Origin of the sequence: Magnetospirillum sp. (genome assembly GCA_027532905.1) — a bacterium.
Lineage (GTDB): Bacteria > Pseudomonadota > Alphaproteobacteria > CACIAM-22H2 > CACIAM-22H2 > Tagaea.
This window is the reverse complement of record JAPZUA010000007.1, coordinates 1-18,266: the sequence shown is the minus strand read 5'-3', so window position 1 is coordinate 18,266 and position 18,266 is coordinate 1. Positions and strand designations below refer to the sequence as shown.

Below are 18,266 nucleotides of genomic sequence, written 5' to 3'. Positions count from 1 at the left end.
AGAGCTTACGGCTTTGTTGCACCGTCGAGCAGCAGTTCCAATGCGAACTCGACGGCGAGCTTGCGCACCATGGCGCGGTCGCCGCCGAAGATGCGGTGCGTCGTTTGCGTGGCGCGCGCCTTGCGGGCGAGGCCGAAATGCACGAGGCCGACGGGCTTTTCGAGCGAGCCGCCGCCGGGGCCGGCAATGCCTGTGATCGACACCGCCATATCGGCATGGCTGCGCGCCAATGCACCCTCGGCCATCGCGCGCGCGACGGGCTCGCTCACCGCACCGAACGCGCGCAGCAAGGCGGGCGACACGGCGAGCATCTCTTCTTTGGCTTCGTTCGAGTAGGTCACGAAGCCGCGTTCGACGATTTCGGACGAGCCCGGCACTTCGGTCAAGGCGGCGGCGACGAGGCCGCCCGTGCAGGATTCGGCCGTCGTGATCTTGAGCTTCGCGCGCCTGCACGCCGCCAACACGTCGAATGCTGCACCGATGACGGCTTGTTTATCCAAGCAAGACTCCCAGCACCCAAACCGCAGCGGCCGACCACAAGGCGGCAAACAGATCGTCGAGCATCACGCCCAGGCCGCCGCCGACATTGCGGTCGGCCCAATTGGCGGGATAGGGCTTCACGATGTCGGCAATCCGAAATAGCACGAACGCCGCAGCCCAGCCCAGCGGCGTGAAAGGGGCGGCCAGCAGCGTGAGCCACATGCCCGCCACCTCGTCGATCACGATGAAGCCAGGGTCCTGCACATTCGTGTTCGCAACCACGCGCTCGCTTGCCCACACGCCCAATGCCGATACGGCAACCGTGCCCGCCGCGAGTGCGATCCAGCCGCCCACGAGCCAAAGCCCGTACGCGAAGGGCAGGGCGGCGAGGCTACCCCACGTGCCCGACGCAAACGGGATCAGCCCCGAGCCGAACCAAGTCGCGGCCAAGGTCGCGGGATCGCGCAAGGTGAGGCCTGGCGGCAAGCGTCCGTAGGTAAATTGGAGTTTCATGTGAGCGGCAGGGCGATCGTGGCGGCGGCTTGGGCGGCAATGCCTTCGCCGCGCCCGGTGAAGCCGAGCCCTTCGGTCGTCGTGGCTTTGACCGACACGCGCGTCGCGGGCACGCCCAGCAGCTGCGCCAGGCTTGCGCGCAAGGCAGCGCGATGCGGGCCGACCTTCGGGCGCTCGCACACGATCGTTACGTCGACATGGCGGATCGCACCGCCGCGCGCTGCGACGAGGCTGGCGGCATGGCGCAGGAACTGGCTCGAAGCCGCCCCCTTCCAGCGCATGTCGCTTGGCGGGAAATGCGATCCGATGTCGCCGTCGCCGAGGGCGCCCAGGATCGCATCGACAAGCGCGTGGATCGCCACGTCGGCATCCGAATGGCCGACGAGCGCTTGGTCGAACGGCAGCTTCACGCCGCACAGCCACACGCCGTCGCCGGGCCCGAGGCGGTGCACGTCGAAGCCGGTGCCCACACGCAGATCGGCAAGTGCCGACTGGCGCTGGGTTTGGGCACGCGCCAGATCGGCCTCCGTCGTGATCTTGAAATTGGCTTCCGCCGCTTCGACCACGGCAACCATCCCGCCGGCCGCGCGCAGGACGGCGGCATCGTCGGTTAGCGCTTGGCCAACGGCGCTGCGATGGGCCGCAAGAATATCGGCATAGCGGAAGGCTTGCGGCGTTTGCGCGCGCCATAGGTGCTCGCGCGGCACGAGCGTGTCGAGCGCACCGTCGGTCGCACGCCACAGCGTATCGACCACGGGGACGGCCGCGATCGCACCGGGTGCCGCGTCGAGGGCGGCGATCAGGCGATCGATGAGATCGGCGGTGGCGAAGGGGCGCGCGGCATCGTGGATCAGCACCTTGGCAGGCGGCTGTGCGGCGAGGCTCTCGAGCCCGTTCAGCACCGAGGCTTGGCGCGTCGCCCCGCCCAGGACCGGCGGCAGCAGGGCGAGCCCGACAGTTGCTGCGTTGTAGTGTGCTTCGTCGTCCGCACCGGTCACCACGCGGATCGCATCGATGCGCGGATGGGAAGCGAAGATTTCGAGCGTTCGGCGAAGTACGGGTGCGCCCTCCAGATCGCGATATTGTTTGGGCACGGGCCCGCCGATGCGCGTGCCGCGTCCGGCGGCAACGATGAGGGCGATGCAGGCAGGTTCGGAGGTCGGATTGGCCATTGTGCGCTTTGTCGAAGTCCGTATGCTGTCGCGCAATCTAGCAGCCCGCACGCCAAGAGGCACGTCCCATGCCCGCCTATGTGATCGCCGACATTGAGGTTTCCGATCCCGCCAAGTACGAAGGCTACCGCGCGCTGTCGCCCGGCGCCATTGCGGCCTATGGCGGGCGCTTCCTGTCGCGCGGCGGCAATATGCAGGTGCTCGAAGGCAATTGGGCGCCGTCGCGTGTGGTGGTCGTCGAATTTTCGACCGCCGGACAGGCGCAAAAATTCTACGATTCGCCCGAGTACCGGGCCGCACGCGCGGCGCGCGCGGGTGCCACAAACCGTTTCAATATGATTGTGGTCGAAGGCGTCTAGTCGGCGCTAGACTCGTGCGCACGATGGACATGCAGTTCCTCCTCTCGCTGGCGGCGATGGCGGCCTTGTTGCCGGTCGGGTTCGTGCGCCACGACGACGATGCCCCCGCTTTGCCGTTTTGGCTTGCGCTGGCTGTGGGCATTGCGGGGCCAGGCGTGTGGATTGCCGACAATATCGGCGACGGCTGGCGCACCGGGCTTGCCGCCACCTTGTGGGTCGCGGTGTTCGCCAGCATGCTGCTGTTTGCAGGCCTCGTGCGGCTCGAGCGCACGGCAATGCGCCTGACGGCGCTATTGATTCCCTATCTGCTCTCGCTCGCGGCACTCGCGACGATTTGGCAGCATGCACCGGCGCGCCCCTTGCTCGGCAACGAGCCCGAGGCGTGGCTCATCTCGCATATTCTGATGGCGGTTGCCGCCTATGGCTTGCTGACATTGGCGGCCGTCGCAGGGCTCGGCGTCTTTCTGCAGGAGCGCGCGTTGCGCCTCAAACGCCCGACCGAATTCACGCGCAGCTTGCCGTCGGTTGCAGCCGGCGAGGGGCTGCTCGTGCGGCTTTTGATCGCAAGCGGCATGGTGCTGGCCTTTGCCCTCGTCTCGGGCTTCACGGTTTCGTGGCTCACACAAGGCCAGATGATCGTGCCCGACCACAAAACATTGTTGTCGCTGGCGACCTTCCTGGCGATCGCTGTGCTCGTCGTGGTGCACTACCGCGGCGGTTTGTCGGGTCGCCGGGCCGCGCGGTACGTGCTTTTTGCCTATTTGTTGCTCACACTTGCATACCCGGGTGTGAAATTCGTGACTGATGTCTTGATCGGTTAAATCTTTTATTGCACTGCAATAGATTCCCAGCATGCACCCCTGGATACCGGTGCGTAAGTGCTGTTGCGCCGCAGCGAATCGCGTTTGCAGATCGGCTCTTGCCAGGGACGGGTACGTGCGGTAAAACGACCATTCCTTAGCCACAGCCGCGAGCAGCCTATTTTATGAGCATTTCGATTGGGCCCATTCTCCTCGAGGCGCCGGTGGTTTTGGCCCCGCTCAGCGGCATCTCGGATTTGCCGTTTCGGCGTTTGGTCAAGCGCCACGGGGCGGGGCTGGTGGTTTCGGAGATGATCGCAAGCCAAGCGATGATCCGCGAAAACCGCCAATCGCTGCTGATGACGCGCTCGGTGCCCGAAGAATTTCCGATGGCAGTGCAGCTGGCGGGCTGCGAGCCCGCCGTGATGGCCGAGGCCGCCAAGCTCAACGAAGATCGTGGGGCGGCCCTCATTGACATCAATTTCGGCTGCCCGGTCAAAAAGGTCGTGAACGGCCATGCCGGCTCGGCGTTGATGCGCGACGAAATCCAGGCCGCGCGCATTCTCGAAGCGACGGTTAAGGCCGTCAAAGTGCCGGTCACGCTTAAGATGCGACTGGGCTGGGACGCCAATTCGAAAAACGCGCCGCAGCTCGCGAAAATCGCACAAGAATGCGGCATCAAGTCGCTCGCCATCCATGGCCGCACGCGCCAGCAATTCTACGAAGGCAAGGCCGACTGGGCATGGATCCGCAACGTGAAGCAGGCGGTGTCGATCCCGGTCTTCGCGAACGGCGACATCGTGCGCTACGACGATGCGGCGGCCGCATTCGCCCAATCGGGTGCCGACGGCGTCATGATCGGGCGCGGGGCGTGCGGGCGGCCCTGGTTCCCGGCCAACGTGATCCATTTTCTTGCCACGGGCGAGCGCCTGCCCGATCCCTCGGCCGAAACGCAGATGGCGATCGTGCTGGCGCACTACGAAGACATGCTCGTGCATTACGGCGCCGAGACCGGCATGCGCATGGCGCGCAAGCATTTGGGCTGGTACGCGCGCGGCTTTCCGGGGGCGGCCGAATTCCGCGGCAAAGTCATGACGCTCGGCTCGCCCGACGCCGTCAAAGACTTGATCCGCGCCGTGTGGGGCCGTGCCATCGAAGCAGGCTACGTGCCGCCGCTCGACGGCGGGGCGGCAAGCGATCTCAAGGAGGCGGCATAAATGGCGCGTCCGTTTTCCAAAAGCGAACGCCTCGCGGCGCGCGGGGCATTGCAGGTCGGCATCGGCGATCTGGGGGCCGTTCTCGGCGCCATCACAGACGTGATCGCCGTGCTCGATGCCGACCGCGTGCTGCGCTACGTGAATCCGGCGGCCGAGAATTTCTTCGAACTCGGGGCCGGCATGATGTTGGGCCGCCGTCTCTCGGATTTTCTGCCCGACGACAGCCCGATCTTCGGCACGATCGACCAGGCTCGCCAATACGGCGCCAGCGTCTCGGACGAAGAAGTGCTGATCGACACGCCGCGCATCGGCAAGCATCTGGTGTCGGTACGCGCGGCTTCGATGTCGGATGGCGACGTCGAAGGGCTTGTGGTGCTGACGATCCAGTTGCGCACCATCGCGCGCAAGATCGGCCGCCAGCTCGTGCATCGCAACGCCGCGCGCTCGGTGGGGGCGATGGCTTCGATGCTGGCGCACGAGGTCAAGAACCCGCTCTCCGGCATACGCGGGGCGGCCCAGCTGCTTGAGCAGACGGCGCAGCCCCAGGACCGCGAACTCACGCGCCTCATCTGCGACGAGGCCGACCGCATTCGCGCCCTTGTCGATCGCATGGAGATTTTCAGCGACGGCCTCCCGCTTGATCTGATGCCGGTCAATATCCACCGCGTGCTGGGCCATGTGCGCATGTTGGCGCAAAACGGTTTCGGCCGGCATGTGCGCTTCGTCGAGACCTACGATCCGTCGCTGCCGCCGGTGCTGGGCGATCACGGCCAGTTGATCCAGATTTTCCTGAACCTCGTCAAAAATGCGGTCGAAGCCTGTCCGCGCCAGGGCGGCGAGGTCACCTTGTCGACGGCGTTCCAGCAGGGTGTGCGTTTTGCAGTGCCCGGCGTGGGCCAACGCGTGCCGCTGCCGCTTGTCGTGACCGTCCAGGACAATGGCGACGGCATCCCGGACGAAATCCGCCCGCATCTGTTCGAACCGTTCATAACGACCAAAAAGAATGGAACTGGCCTGGGACTTGCTTTGGTTGCCAAAATCGTTGGCGACCATGGGGGAGTCATCGAATTCGACAGCCAGCCGCGACGAACCTCGTTTCGCGTCCGGCTGTCGGTCGCGAGCGGCGAGCAGGCGTTCGGCGATCGGTTCCACGACGCGGGTGCGGAGAGGTAAAAGGTCCCTATGGCTCAAGCCACCATTCTGGTCGCCGACGACGACAAGGCGATTCGGACTGTGCTGAACCAGGCGCTTGGGCGTCTGGGCTACGATGTGCGCTTGACCGGCCATGCAGCGCAGCTCTGGAAGTGGGTCGCGGACGGCGACGGCGATCTCGTGATCACCGACGTCGTGATGCCCGACGAGAACGGCCTCGATCTGGTGCCGCGCATCCGCAAGGTGCGCCCCGATCTGCGCGTGATCGTGATGAGCGCCCAGAACACGCTTCTAACCGCGATCAAAGCGACCGAGCGCGGCGCTTTCGAGTATCTGCCCAAGCCCTTCGACCTCAAGGAGCTCGTTTCGGTCGTCGAACGCGCGCTCACGGCCCCCAAAGCGCCGGTCGTCTACGACGGCGATCCCGACGAGCCCGACGAAAAACTGCCGCTGATCGGCCGCTCGGCGGCGATGCAGGAAATCTACCGCGTGCTCGCACGCCTGATGGCGACGGACTTGACCGTGATGATCAACGGCGAGTCCGGGACGGGCAAAGAGCTCGTCGCCCGGGCGCTGCACGATTACGGCAAGCGGCGCAACGGGCCATTCGTGGCCCTCAACATGGCTGCGATCCCGCGCGAGCTCATCGAGAGCGAATTGTTCGGCCACGAGAAAGGCGCATTCACCGGCGCCACGTCGCGCTATGCCGGCCGCTTCGAGCAGAGCCAGGGCGGCACGCTGTTCCTCGACGAGATCGGCGATATGCCGCTCGAAGCGCAGACGCGGCTGCTGCGCGTGCTGCAGGAGGGCGAATACACGACCGTGGGTGGGCGCACGCGCATTCGCGCCGACGTGCGCATCGTCGCGGCCACGCACCGAGATCTGCGCCTGCTCGTGCGCCAGGGGCTGTTCCGCGAAGACCTCTATTATCGGCTCAACGTCGTGCCGATCCGCCTGCCGCCGTTGCGCGAGCGCGCGGACGACGTGCCGCTGCTCGTGCGCCATTTCCTGCAAACCACGGCGACCGAAGGCTTGCCGGTCAAGACGATCGACGCGACCGCGATGGAGCGCTTGAAGCAGCATCGCTGGCCCGGCAACGTGCGCGAGCTCGAAAACCTCATTCGCCGCCTCACAGCCCTCTATTCGCAGGAAGTGATCGGCATCGACATCGTCGAGAGCGAGCTCGCGGAAGCGGGGCCGGCACCGGTCGCCGAGACGGCGGCCAGCGACGAGTCGTTGGGAACGGCCGTGGATCGCCATCTCAAAGCCTATTTTGCCGCGCACAGAGACGGGCTGCCGCCGATCGGCGTCTACGACCGCATCGTGCGTGAGGTCGAACGCCCGCTTCTGTCGCTGACCTTGATCGCCACGCGCGGCAACCAGATCAAGGCCGCCCAGCTCCTCGGACTCAATCGCAATACGCTGCGCAAGAAAATCCGCGAATTGGACATCCAAGTCGTCCGCGGCCTAAAATAAGCCCCGAAGCGCATCGGCAACGCGCCGCATCCTCGGCCGTCGGCCCTGGTTTTTTGCGTGGCCTTTTTTTGGCGTCGAAATGGCTGAATTGAGATCCCACGAAACATCGGCATCCGCCGACCCGCCGCTGCAGCGTCTGCTGAGCTGGGCGGTGCGCGTCGGCCTCACGCGCAAATTCGCATTTTTGCTCGTGGCATTGTCGGTTTTGGCCGGGGTGGTCACCTATCTCGTGATCACGGGCGCCGAAGGGCCCGATCCGCGTACGCTTGTATGGCTGCTGCTGGCCAATCTCGTGCTGCTGCTCGCACTTGCCACGGTCATCGCGCGCGAGATCGTGCGGCTGTGGCTGCAGCGCCGGCGCGGCGAGGCCGGCGCGCGTTTGCATGTGCAGCTCGTCGTACTGTTTGCGGCCCTTGCCGGGGCGCCTGCCGCGGTCATGGCGGTGGCGACCGTGCTGTTCTTCAATCTCGGCGTCCAGGCGTGGTTCGCCGATCCGGTACGCGATGCGCTGGGCCAGTCGCTTGCCGTCGTCGAGGCGTATCTCGAGGAGCATCGCAACAACATCCGCGGCGACATTCTGGCGATGGGCAACGATCTGTCGCGCGCGGGCTCGCTCGTGCTGGCCGAACCCGACGAAATCCAGGCGTTGCTCGATTCTCAAACGCAAGTGCGTTCGCTCAGCGAATCGGTCGTGTTCGACGGCCGCGGTCGCGTCTACGCGCGCAATGGTTTCACGCTGCAGCTCGCCGTACCTTTCTGGGGCCTCGACCGCGCCCGCGCGGGCGAGGTGGTGGTGTTCGCGCCCGAAGAAAACGCCGAAAATGCAAGCCGCAGCGACCGCGTGCGCGCGCTCGCCCGCCTCGACGGTTTCGACGACACGTTTCTGCTCGTCGGGCGCTTCGTCGATCCCAGCGTCGTTGCGCATGTCGACAGCACACGCGCGGCCGTGCAGATCTACCAGTCGCTTGAGGCCAAGCGTTCGGGCTTCCAGATTACCTTTGCCGTGATCTTCGTCGTGGTGGCCTTGCTGCTGCTGCTCGCCGCGATCTGGATGGGGATCGCCATTGCCAACCGTGTTGCGCGGCCGGTCGGTGCTTTGATCGGTGCGACCCAGCGCGTGCGCGACGGCGATCTTTCGGTGCGCGTCGAAGAGGGTGCTCGCGACGACGATCTCGGCTCCTTGTCGCGGGCCTTCAACCGCATGACCGCGCAGTTGGGCGCCCAGCGCGCCGAACTCGTCGACGCCAACCGCCAGATCGAATATCGCCGCCGCTTCACCGAGGCGGTGCTTGCGAGCGTGTCGGCCGGCGTGGTGGCACTCGATGCGCGCGGCCAGATCGACCTGCCGAACCGGTCGGCCTCGCAACTGCTCGATGCCGATCTCGACGCCGCGATCGGCACCCCGCTTGCGGCCCGCGTACCTGAGTTTGCGCCCCTTCTCGAGGCGGCGATCGCCAATCCCGACCGGCCGGCGCAAGGGACCGTTCAGCTCGTGCGCGGCGGCCGCAAGCGCACTTTCGTGGTGCGCGTGGCGCGCGCCCAGCTTGACGACGGGGCGGCCGGGCTTGTCGCGACCTTCGACGATGTGAGCGAACTCGAGACCGCCCAGCGCACGGCGGCCTGGGCCGACGTCGCACGGCGCATCGCGCATGAGATCAAGAACCCGCTGACGCCGATCCAGCTTTCGGCCGAGCGGCTGCAGCGCAAATATCTGGCCGAGATCAAAAGCGACCCCGACACGTTCCGGCTGTGCATCGAGACCATCGTGCGCCAGGTCGAAGACATCGGCCGCATGGTCGACGAGTTCGCGTCGTTCGCGCGCATGCCGGCCCCGCGCATGCGCAGCGAAGATCTCAGCGATCTCGTGCGCCGCACGGTGCTGCTGCAGTCGAACGCGCACAGCGAAGCCGTGTTCGAGGTCGATCTGCCGCCGGGTCGCTTGGCCCTCAAGCTCGATGCGGGCTTGATCGGCCAGGCTTTGACGAACCTGCTCCAGAACGCGCTCGACGCGATCGCCGGGCGCGAGGGCACGGACCTGCCGGCCCCGCACGTGGCGGTGCGCGTGGTGCGCGACGCGCAAGGGCGCTTCTGCCTGTCGGTCGCCGACAACGGCAAGGGCCTGCCGACGGCCGACCGCCATCGCCTGACCGAGCCTTACATGACGACGCGCGCCAAGGGCACGGGGCTTGGGCTTGCGATCGTCAAAAAGGTCATGGAAGACCATGGCGGGACGTTGATCTTGGGCGACCGGCCAGGCGGCGGGGCGATCGTAACGCTGGTATTCCCCTCTGCGGTGCAGACGGATAGTATTGCGCCCGTAGACTCGTCCGCCGCGTCGCCTCCCGTATCGAAGACGGCGGTTTCCTAGATTTCACGAAGGACAGTGGCCCCGACCAAGGGTCCCCTCGAAAATGGCGCACGACATACTCATCGTCGACGACGAGGCCGACATCCGGATGCTGATCGCAGGCATTCTGGAAGACGATGGCCACCAGACGCGCAATGCCGCCAACAGCACGGCGGCCCTCGAAGCGATGCGCGCGCGCCGGCCGAGCCTTGTGATTCTCGACGTGTGGCTGCAGGGCAGTGCGCTCGACGGCCTCGAAGTGCTCGACGTCGTCAAGCGCGAGCACCCGGATGTGCCGGTCGTGATCATCAGCGGCCACGGCAACATCGAGATGGCGATCGGCGCCATAAGGCGCGGTGCCTACGACTTCATCGAAAAGCCGTTCAAGGCCGACCGGCTGCTGCTCATCGTGCAGCGCGCCCTCGAGAGTGCGAGCCTGCGACGCGAGAATGAAGAGCTCAAGCTGCGTGCGGGCGACCCGGCCGCCATCGTCGGCCGCTCGACCGCAATCAACCAAGTGCGCACGCAGCTCGAGCGCGTTGCACCCACGGGCAGCCGCGTGCTGCTGCAGGGCCCAGCCGGGGCGGGCAAGGAGTCGGCCGCCCGGCTCGTCCATGCGCTGTCCAAGCGTGCGGACGGCCCGTTCGTCGCGGTCAATTGCGCAAGCCTGCGGCCGAACGCGATGGAAATCGAGATGTTCGGCATCGAGCCGGGCTCGGCTGTCGATGCGGCGGACGCACCCTTGCCCAAGGTCGGCCTGTTCGAAAAGGCGCACAACGGAACGCTTTACTTGGACGAAGTTGCCGACATGCCGCTCGAAACCCAAGGCAAGATCGTGCGCATGCTGCAGGAGCAGAGTTTCGAGCGCGTGGGCGGGCGCGCGCGCGTGCAGGTCGATGTGCGCGTGATTGCTTCGTCGAGCCGCGATCTGATGCGCGAGATCCAGGAAGGCCGCTTCCGCGAGGATCTGTTCTACCGCCTCAACGTCGTGCCGATCCGCATTCCGGCCCTCAAAGAGCGGCGCGAAGACATCCCCGACCTCGTGCTGCATTTCATGGCGCGTGCCGCAGCTGCCACGGGCATGAACCCGCGCGGCGTCGCCGACGACGCGATCGCCACGCTGCAGACGCACGAATGGCCCGGCAATATCCGCCAGCTGCGCAATGTTGTCGAATGGCTGCTGATCATGGCGCCGGGCGACGCCGGACAGCCGATCCGCTCGGAAAACCTGCCGCCCGATCTGGGTGCCGCCGTGCCGAGCGCTTTGCGCGGCGAGAGCGGGGCCGAGATCATGGGGCTGCCGCTGCGCGAGGCGCGCGAATTGTTCGAGCGCCAGTATTTGATCGCCCAGGTCACGCGCTTCGGCGGCAATATATCTCGCACTGCCAATTTCGTCGGCATGGAACGCTCGGCCCTCCATCGCAAGCTCAAAGTGCTGGGCGTGCACGGCGTCGACCGCGACCGCGGGCCGTCGCTGGATTCCTGATAAGCCGGATTGCTGAAAAGATCGGGGGATTTCAATGTCGCGCATCGCTTATGTGAATGGCCGCTACGTGCCGCATGCGCAGGCGCGCGTGCATATCGACGACCGCGGCTACCAGTTCGGCGACGGCATCTACGAAGTCTGCGCCGTGCGCGGCGGGCACATGATCGACAATGTGCCGCATCTCGACCGGCTCGAGCGCTCGTTGCGCGAGATGGCGATGGCGATGCCGATGTCGCGTGCGGCTCTCGAATGCGTGATGCGCGAAACGATCCGGCGCAATCTCGTCCGCGACGGTATTGTGTATCTGCAGATGACGCGCGGCGTTGCCCCGCGCGACCACGCGTTCCCCAAGCATCCCAAGACGCAGATCGTGGTGACCGCGCGCAACGCCAAACCGCATACGACCGCAATGATCGAAGACGGCGTCAAGGCGATCGTGCAGCCCGACATTCGTTGGGGGCGATGCGACATCAAAACGATCTCGCTGCTGCCCAACTGCATCGCAAAACAAGCCGCGCGCGTTGCGGGCGCTTACGAGGCGATCCTCGTCGACGAAAACGGCGTGGTGACCGAGGGCAGCTCATCCAATGCCTGGATCGTCACGCCGGAAGGCAAACTCGTCACGCGTCCGCCGTCCAACGACATTCTGAACGGCATCACGCGCCTCGAGATCATCAAGATCGCCAAAGAGCTCGGCCTTGCTTTCGAGGAGCGCGCCTTCACGCTCGAGGAAATGCGCCGGGCGCGCGAGGCGTTCGTGACCTCGGCCTCGTCCTTCGCGATGCCTGTCACGCAGCTCGACGAAGCGCCCATCGCCAACGGGAAGCCCGGCACGTTGGCGCTGCGGCTGCGCGCGGCCTATGTGGCGCACATGGACCGGCAGGCTGGCGCTGCATGAGCGCTGGCCTCGCTCGGCCGCGCGCGGTTCTGTTCGATTGGGACAATACGCTCGTCGATAGCTGGGAGACGCTGCGCGTCGCCATCAATGCCGCCCTGGTCGCGTTCGGCCAAGCGCCGTGGACGATTGACGAAACGCGCCAGCGCGTGCGCCGCTCGTTGCGCGATTCGTTTCCCGAGCTTTTCGGCGACGATTGGCAACAGGCGCGCGACGTCTTCTACAAAACCTTCGAGGCCGAGCATCTCAAGACGGTAACGGCCTTGCCGGGGGCGGCTGCTTTGGTCGCCGAGCTTGCCGCCCAAGTGCCGCTCGGCGTGGTCTCCAACAAACACGGTAACTTGCTGCGGCGCGAGGCGGCGCATCTCGGCTGGTCGGGCTATTTCCGCAGCCTCGTGGGGGCGACCGACGCGCCGCGCGACAAGCCCGACCGCGCCCCGGTCGATCAGGCGCTGGCTGATCTCGCCGCAAGCGGTATCAAGACACCGCAGAATCAAGATGTTTGGTTTGTCGGCGATACGGCGCTTGATATGCAGACCGCGCATGCGGCAGGCTGTGTCCCAGTCCTTTTTGGCGGAGGCCATGGCGAGGACGCGGCTTTGGCCGCTTATCCGCCGCGGTTTTGCGTCGAAACCTTGGACGATTTGGGACGAGTCTGGCGGGGGCTGCAATTGCCTCGGGATCGCCCTAAATCACTCCCATGATGGCGGCCTGCACCGGGATTTTGGTGCCGGTTTTTGGTCCATCTTCGCACCGTCCGTTGTCGCCAGAGACAGCGGTCGCAAAAACAGAAGGGCACCGATTATGTCCGCCGAAAAATCGCAAAACGTCCAAGACGTTTTCCTGAACCACATCCGCAAGAACAAGACCTCCGTCACGATCTTCCTTGTCAACGGCGTCAAGCTTCAGGGCATCGTGACGTGGTTCGACAATTTCTCGGTGCTGCTGCGCCGCGACGGCCACAGCCAGCTCGTCTACAAACACGCGATTTCGACCGTGATGCCGACGGGCCCGATCGCCTTGTTCGACGGCGACAAAGACGGGGGCGAAGGCTAACGCCTTGTCGCGCAAACCGACCGAGCCGGCTGTCGATCTGAAGGCGCAGAAAGCGGAAGCCGAAGAGAAGGCGCTTGTCGAATTCGCCGCGCGCAAGACCGAGGGCAAGTGCCTCGTCGTGCATCCGGCGCACAAAGGCAAAGCCCGCTCGCCGCTCGAGCGTTCGCCCGAAGCCAAGCTCGAAGAGGCGGTGGGCCTTGCGCGCGCGATCGACCTTGCGGTCGCTGCGCGCGAGGTCGTGCGCCTCAATGCGTTCCGCCCCTCGACGCTACTCGGCATGGGCACGGTTGCGCGTCTCAAGGAACTCATCCGCGAAGAGGGCATTGCCGTCGTCGTGATGGACGCGACGTTGGGGCCCGTGCAGCAGCGCAATCTCGAAAAGGAATGGGCGTGCAAGGTGCTTGACCGCACCGGCCTCATCCTCGAGATTTTCGGCGCACGCGCGCGCACGGCCGAAGGGCGATTGCAGGTCGAACTGGCGCAGCTGAGCTACCAGAAAAGCCGCCTCGTTCGCACCTGGACGCACTTAGAGCGCCAGCGCGGCGGTTTTGGCTTCTTGGCCGGTCCCGGCGAAAGCCAGCTCGAAAGCGATCGTCGTATGATCGGCGACAAGATCATCCGCCTGAAGCGCGACCTCGAAGAGGTCAAGCGTACGCGCGCTTTGCATCGCCGCTCGCGCGAGCGCGTCCCCTATCCGGTCGTCGCACTGGTGGGCTACACGAACGCGGGCAAGTCAACCTTGTTCAATCGCCTCGTGCATGCGCGGGTGCTTGCGGCCGACATGCTGTTCGCGACCCTCGATCCCACGATGCGCGCCCTCGAGCTGCCGTCGGGCCGCAAGATCATTCTTTCCGATACGGTCGGCTTCGTGGCCGATCTACCGCACGATCTGGTCGCGGCCTTCCGCGCCACGCTCGAAGAGGTGCTGGCCGCCGACCTCGTGCTGCATGTGCACGACGTCGCCCATCCCGAGACGGACGCGCAAGCAAGCGACGTGCGCGCAGTGCTTGCAGAACTGGGGCGCAGCCCGACCGCCGACAACCCCTTTATCGACGTTCTGAACAAGGCCGATCTGCTCGCCCCGGAAGCGCACGACGCCCTGCTCGAGCGTGCGGCGCGCGAGCCCGATACGGCCGTGGTGTCGGCCGTCACCGGCGACGGGTGTGCCGATCTGCTCGAACGCATCGAGCGCCGTCTGGCCGCGATCCGCGAGACGGTCGAATACGATCTCGATTTCGCCGACGGCGCGGATATCGCTTGGCTGCATTCGCATGGTCGCGTGCTCGAAAGCCGCAGCGAGGAGGGGCGCTTGCATGTGGTCGTGGCCCTCGACCCGGCCGACCGCAAGCGCTTCGAACATCGCCGCGCAGCTGCCCACTGACCCCGGTTCTCGATAGCGACGCAATGCCCGAATTGCCGCCCATCGAAGTTCTGCCGCGCGATTTGTCGGCTTGGGAGAGAGGCAATACCGGCACGCCGTTCGTGCATCGCTTCGAAAGCGGCGTCGCTGGCCCCACGGCGATGGTCGTGGGTCTAACGCACGGCAACGAATTCTGCGGCGCCGAAACGCTGCATTGGGCTTTGTCGCAGGGCTTGCGGCCGCGCAAGGGCGCGCTCGTTCTGGCATTTGCCAACGTCGCGGCCTATCGCAGCTTCGATGCGGCAAAGCCGCTCGACAGCCGCTTCGTCGATCGCGACATGAACCGCGTGTGGCGCAGCGACTGGCTCGAAAACGAACGCACCGTCGAGGCCGCACGCGCGCGCGAATTGCGCCCCTTCGTCGACGAAGCCGATTTCGTGCTCGACATCCATTCGACAACCTTCGACGTGCGTCCGTTTTTCGTCGGAGCCCGCGTTGCGCGGGCGCGCGCTTTGGCCGAGCGTATCGGCTATCCGCGTACGATCCTGCTCGAAGACGGCGTGTTCGAAGGCCGCACCTTGATCGAGTACGCGCCCTTTGCCGCAAAGGCGGGCGAGAAGGCGGCCCTCGTCGTCGAATGCGGTGCGCATTTCCTAGCCCGCTCCGTCGATGTCGCCAAAGCGACTTTTCTCGATTTTCTGGCGAGCCTCGACATGCTCGATCCGGCTTTCGTCAAAGCCCATCGCCCGACAGTGGCGCCGGCTCCGGTCGGCATTTACGACGTGTCGGTCGTGCATGTCGCCCAATCCGACGCGCCGCACTTCGTGCGGCCCTTTATCGGCTTCGAGGAAGTCGAGGAGGGGACCCTGATTGCGCGCGACGGCGACCGCGAAATCCGTGCCCCCTATCCGCGCTGTACCGTGCTGTTCCCCAAGGCGATTCCGGCCAAGGGGCAGGAGCTCGTTACGCTTGGACAGCGGGTCGATTGAAAAAGTCTCGTAACTTTATGGAAATATTAATTTTCTATTCGTTTGACATCGACCGAGCCGGGGCCTAGAACGCTTGGCACTCGCCCGGGGAGACTGCTAACAGGCATCTCCGCCTGGCGTTTTCGAAGAACCCTCCCGGAGGAGATTGCACGATGAAATTCCGGCCGTTGAACGACCGAGTCCTGGTCGAAGCCCTCGACCAAGAAACCAAGACCAAGGGCGGCATCATCATTCCCGATACCGCCAAGGAAAAGCCGCAGCAGGGCAAGGTCATTGCCGCCGGTCCCGGTGCGCGCACCGAAGACGGCAAGCTGCAGCCGATGGGCGTGAAGTCCGGCGACAAGATCCTGTTCGGCAAGTGGTCGGGCACGGAAGTCAAGATCGACGGCAAGGACCTTCTGATCATGAAGGAATCCGACATTCTCGGCGTGATCGAATAAAGCTGCGGATTTTTCGCAGCGCAATTTTTTGGAAGGAACAGCATCATGGCAGCTAAAGAAGTTCGGTTCGGCGGCGATGCCCGCGCGCGCATGCTGCGCGGCGTCGATATCCTCGCCGACGCGGTCAAGGTGACGTTGGGCCCCAAGGGTCGCAACGTTGTGATCGAGAAGTCGTTTGGCGCCCCGCGCATCACCAAGGACGGTGTGACGGTCGCCAAGGAAATCGAACTGCTCGACAAGTTCGAAAACATGGGCGCCCAGATGGTGCGTGAAGTCGCCATCAAGACGGGCGACCTCGCCGGCGACGGCACGACGACGGCCACGGTTCTGGCCCAGGCGATCGTGCGCGAAGGTGCGAAGGCCGTGGCCGCGGGCATGAACCCGATGGACCTCAAGCGCGGCATCGACATCGCGGTCGAGAAGGTCGTCGCCGACCTCAAGAAGCGTTCGAAGAAGATCTCGACGTCGGACGAAGTTGCCCAGGTCGGCACGATCTCGGCCAACGGCGAGCGCGACATCGGCGAGATGATCGCCAAGGCCATGCAGAAGGTCGGCAATTCGGGCGTGATCACGGTCGAAGAAGCCAAGACCCTCGAAACCGAACTCGACGTCGTCGAAGGGATGCAGTTCGATCGCGGCTATCTGTCGCCGTACTTCATCACCAACGCCGAAAAGATGATCTGCGAGCTCGAAAACCCGTACATCCTGATCCACGAAAAGAAGCTCGCGAGCCTGCAGCCGCTGCTGCCGGTTCTCGAAGCCGTGGTCCAGACGGGCAAGCCCTTGCTCATCATCGCCGAAGAAGTCGAAGGCGAAGCCTTGGCCACCCTCGTGGTTAACAAGCTGCGCGGCGGCCTCAAGGTTTCGGCCGTCAAGGCGCCGGGCTTCGGCGATCGCCGCAAGTCGATGCTTGAGGACATCGCGATCCTCACGGCCGGCCAGGTGATCTCGGAAGATCTCGGCATCAAGCTCGAGACCGTGACGCTCGACATGCTGGGCCGCGCCAAGCGCGTGACGATCGACAAGGACAACACCACGATCGTCGACGGCTCGGGCAAGAAGAAAGAGATCGAAGCGCGCTGCGCCCAGATCAAGGCCCAGGTCGAAGATACGACCTCGGACTACGACCGCGAGAAGCTGCAGGAACGTCTTGCCAAGCTCGCGGGCGGTGTCGCCATCATCCGCGTCGGCGGTGCAACGGAAGTCGAAGTCAAGGAACGCAAGGACCGCGTCGACGACGCGATGCATGCGACCAAGGCTGCGGTCGAAGAAGGCATCGTGCTCGGCGGCGGTGCGGCTCTGCTCTACGGCAGCCGCGTGCTCGAAGGCGTCAAGGCCGGCAACCACGACCAGCAGGTCGGCATCGACATCGTGCGCAAGGCGCTGCAGGCTCCGGCCCGCCAGATCGCCGAAAACGCCGGTGCGGACGGTTCGCTGATCGTCGGCAAGCTTCTCGAAGGCAAGAACGAGAAGATGGGCTTCAACGCCCAGACCGGCGAATACGTGGATATGATCAAGGAAGGCGTCATCGACCCGACCAAGGTCGTGCGCTTGGCTCTGCAGGACGCAGCCTCGGTTGCGGCCCTTCTGATCACGACCGAAGCCATGATCGCCGATCGTCCGAAGAAGGACGAGGCCCCCGCCGGCGGCGGTGGCGGCATGGGCGGCGGCATGGGCGGTATGGGCGGCATGGACTTCTAAGTCCGGTCTACTCATATTTCTCTGCAATAGGCGGGGCGGAAGGGCAACCTTCCGCCCCGTTTTTTGACAAAGGCAAGTAGCCAAGATGGCCAACAAAATCGGCGATTTGGTCAGCCTGGTGCGTCGGATCGGCGATCCGACGAACGCACAGGACGACAAGTGGGAACAGGACGCGCGCAAGCTCGGCGCCTCCGACGAATTCATCGAAGCCTGCCGTCAGGTTCGCCGCTGCGCGGAATCCGGCATGTCGAACGAGACGGTGACTGCCGCGGTCGACCGCGCGACCAACATCCTCCTCTATTTCCTGTAGGCGCGCAGCGCCGCTTACGCGGCGCGCACGCTCGCCAGGAACCGCTCCACCTCTTGGCGCAGGCGCGCGGATTCCTCCGATAGCTCAGCCGAAGCGCCGCTCATCTGCTTGGCCGAGACGCCGGCGTCCTTGGCCGCTAGCGTGACGCTGCTGATCGTTTGCGACACTTCCTGCGTGCCCTGGGCGGCCTGCTGGACGTTGCGCGCGATCTCGGCCGTCGAAGCCCCTTGCTCTTCGACCGCGGCTGCGATCGCGGCCGCAATTGTGTCGATGCGCTCGATCGTTTCACGGATCGTGCGGATGGCGCCCACCGTCTCGCCAGTCGCCGATTGGATCTCGGAGATCTGGCTGCCGATTTCGTCGGTGGCGCGCGCGGTCTGGCTCGCGAGATTCTTGACCTCGGAGGCGACGACCGCAAAGCCCTTGCCGGCATCGCCCGCACGGGCCGCTTCGATCGTCGCGTTGAGGGCCAAGAGATTGGTCTGCGACGCGATGCTGCTGATGAGCTTCACG

At 65.1% G+C, this 18,266-nt stretch carries 19 protein-coding genes; 15 read left to right on the top strand and 4 right to left on the bottom strand.

What is annotated here, in order from left to right; genetic code table 11:
- Positions 1–5: 5 nt before the first annotated feature.
- From O9320_19800 to O9320_19790, 3 genes are read right to left on the bottom strand one after another with little or no spacing between them, the layout of a single operon-like run.
- Complete coding sequence (locus tag O9320_19800) at positions 6–482, bottom strand: CinA family protein (protein ID MCZ8313095.1); 477 nt, start codon at positions 480–482, stop codon at positions 6–8.
- 10 nt (positions 483–492) lie between these two features.
- Positions 493–993, bottom strand: a complete 501-nt coding sequence (locus O9320_19795) for a phosphatidylglycerophosphatase A (GenBank protein ID MCZ8313094.1) — start codon at positions 991–993, stop codon at positions 493–495.
- Positions 990–2,165 carry a bifunctional 2-C-methyl-D-erythritol 4-phosphate cytidylyltransferase/2-C-methyl-D-erythritol 2,4-cyclodiphosphate synthase gene (locus tag O9320_19790; protein MCZ8313093.1) on the bottom strand — a complete coding sequence of 392 codons (1,176 nt, stop codon included), beginning with the start codon at positions 2,163–2,165 and terminating at the stop codon, positions 990–992. The genes O9320_19795 and O9320_19790 overlap by 4 nt, the downstream gene beginning before the upstream one ends.
- A 68-nt stretch (positions 2,166–2,233) precedes the next feature.
- Here O9320_19790 and O9320_19785 point away from each other — a divergent pair, with 68 nt between their 5' ends.
- The 15 genes from O9320_19785 to O9320_19715 all read left to right on the top strand — a co-directional run bounded on the left by O9320_19785 (position 2,234) and on the right by O9320_19715 (position 17,753).
- Positions 2,234–2,524, top strand: a complete 291-nt coding sequence (locus O9320_19785) for a DUF1330 domain-containing protein (GenBank protein MCZ8313092.1) — start codon at positions 2,234–2,236, stop codon at positions 2,522–2,524.
- Between the two features lie 23 nt (positions 2,525–2,547).
- Positions 2,548–3,345, top strand: a complete 798-nt coding sequence (ccsA, locus tag O9320_19780; protein ID MCZ8313091.1) for a cytochrome c biogenesis protein CcsA — start codon at positions 2,548–2,550, stop codon at positions 3,343–3,345.
- A 164-nt stretch (positions 3,346–3,509) separates the two neighbouring features.
- The gene (gene dusB, locus O9320_19775) at positions 3,510–4,541 is read left to right on the top strand and encodes a tRNA dihydrouridine synthase DusB (GenBank protein MCZ8313090.1); all 1,032 of its coding nucleotides are present in this window, start codon (positions 3,510–3,512) and stop codon (positions 4,539–4,541) included.
- Positions 4,542–5,714, top strand: coding sequence for an ATP-binding protein (locus tag O9320_19770; GenBank protein ID MCZ8313089.1), 1,173 nt, complete (start codon positions 4,542–4,544; stop codon positions 5,712–5,714).
- Between the two features lie 9 nt (positions 5,715–5,723).
- Complete coding sequence (gene ntrC / locus O9320_19765; GenBank protein ID MCZ8313088.1) at positions 5,724–7,169, top strand: nitrogen regulation protein NR(I); 1,446 nt, start codon at positions 5,724–5,726, stop codon at positions 7,167–7,169.
- 88 nt (positions 7,170–7,257) lie between these two features.
- The gene (locus O9320_19760) at positions 7,258–9,537 is read left to right on the top strand and encodes a PAS domain-containing sensor histidine kinase (GenBank protein ID MCZ8313087.1); all 2,280 of its coding nucleotides are present in this window, start codon (positions 7,258–7,260) and stop codon (positions 9,535–9,537) included.
- A 43-nt stretch (positions 9,538–9,580) separates the two neighbouring features.
- Positions 9,581–11,002, top strand: a complete 1,422-nt coding sequence (locus O9320_19755) for a sigma-54 dependent transcriptional regulator (protein MCZ8313086.1) — start codon at positions 9,581–9,583, stop codon at positions 11,000–11,002.
- A 34-nt stretch (positions 11,003–11,036) separates the two neighbouring features.
- The gene (locus O9320_19750) at positions 11,037–11,900 is read left to right on the top strand and encodes a D-amino-acid transaminase (GenBank protein ID MCZ8313085.1); all 864 of its coding nucleotides are present in this window, start codon (positions 11,037–11,039) and stop codon (positions 11,898–11,900) included.
- Positions 11,897–12,601 carry an HAD family hydrolase gene (locus O9320_19745; GenBank protein MCZ8313084.1) on the top strand — a complete coding sequence of 235 codons (705 nt, stop codon included), beginning with the start codon at positions 11,897–11,899 and terminating at the stop codon, positions 12,599–12,601. Before O9320_19750 ends, O9320_19745 begins: the two co-directional genes overlap by 4 nt.
- A 100-nt stretch (positions 12,602–12,701) precedes the next feature.
- A complete protein-coding gene (hfq, locus tag O9320_19740; protein MCZ8313083.1) occupies positions 12,702–12,953 on the top strand; it encodes an RNA chaperone Hfq in 252 nt (83 codons plus the stop codon).
- 118 nt (positions 12,954–13,071) lie between these two features.
- The gene (gene hflX / locus O9320_19735; protein MCZ8313082.1) at positions 13,072–14,334 is read left to right on the top strand and encodes a GTPase HflX; all 1,263 of its coding nucleotides are present in this window, start codon (positions 13,072–13,074) and stop codon (positions 14,332–14,334) included.
- A gap of 23 nt (positions 14,335–14,357) precedes the next feature.
- Positions 14,358–15,302 (top strand): succinylglutamate desuccinylase/aspartoacylase family protein, encoded by a 945-nt coding sequence (locus O9320_19730; protein ID MCZ8313081.1) that lies wholly within the window; start codon positions 14,358–14,360, stop codon positions 15,300–15,302.
- Between the two features lie 152 nt (positions 15,303–15,454).
- Complete coding sequence (groES, locus tag O9320_19725) at positions 15,455–15,742, top strand: co-chaperone GroES (GenBank protein ID MCZ8313080.1); 288 nt, start codon at positions 15,455–15,457, stop codon at positions 15,740–15,742.
- A 45-nt stretch (positions 15,743–15,787) separates the two neighbouring features.
- Positions 15,788–17,443, top strand: coding sequence for a chaperonin GroEL (groL, locus tag O9320_19720; GenBank protein MCZ8313079.1), 1,656 nt, complete (start codon positions 15,788–15,790; stop codon positions 17,441–17,443).
- An 85-nt stretch (positions 17,444–17,528) separates the two neighbouring features.
- Entirely contained in the window at positions 17,529–17,753 is a 225-nt protein-coding gene (locus tag O9320_19715; protein MCZ8313078.1) for a hypothetical protein, read from the top strand.
- Between the two features lie 14 nt (positions 17,754–17,767).
- Here the strand turns inward: O9320_19715 and O9320_19710 are convergent.
- Positions 17,768–18,266, bottom strand: a 499-nt coding sequence (locus tag O9320_19710; protein MCZ8313077.1) for a methyl-accepting chemotaxis protein, incomplete at its 5' end; no start/stop codon positions are given.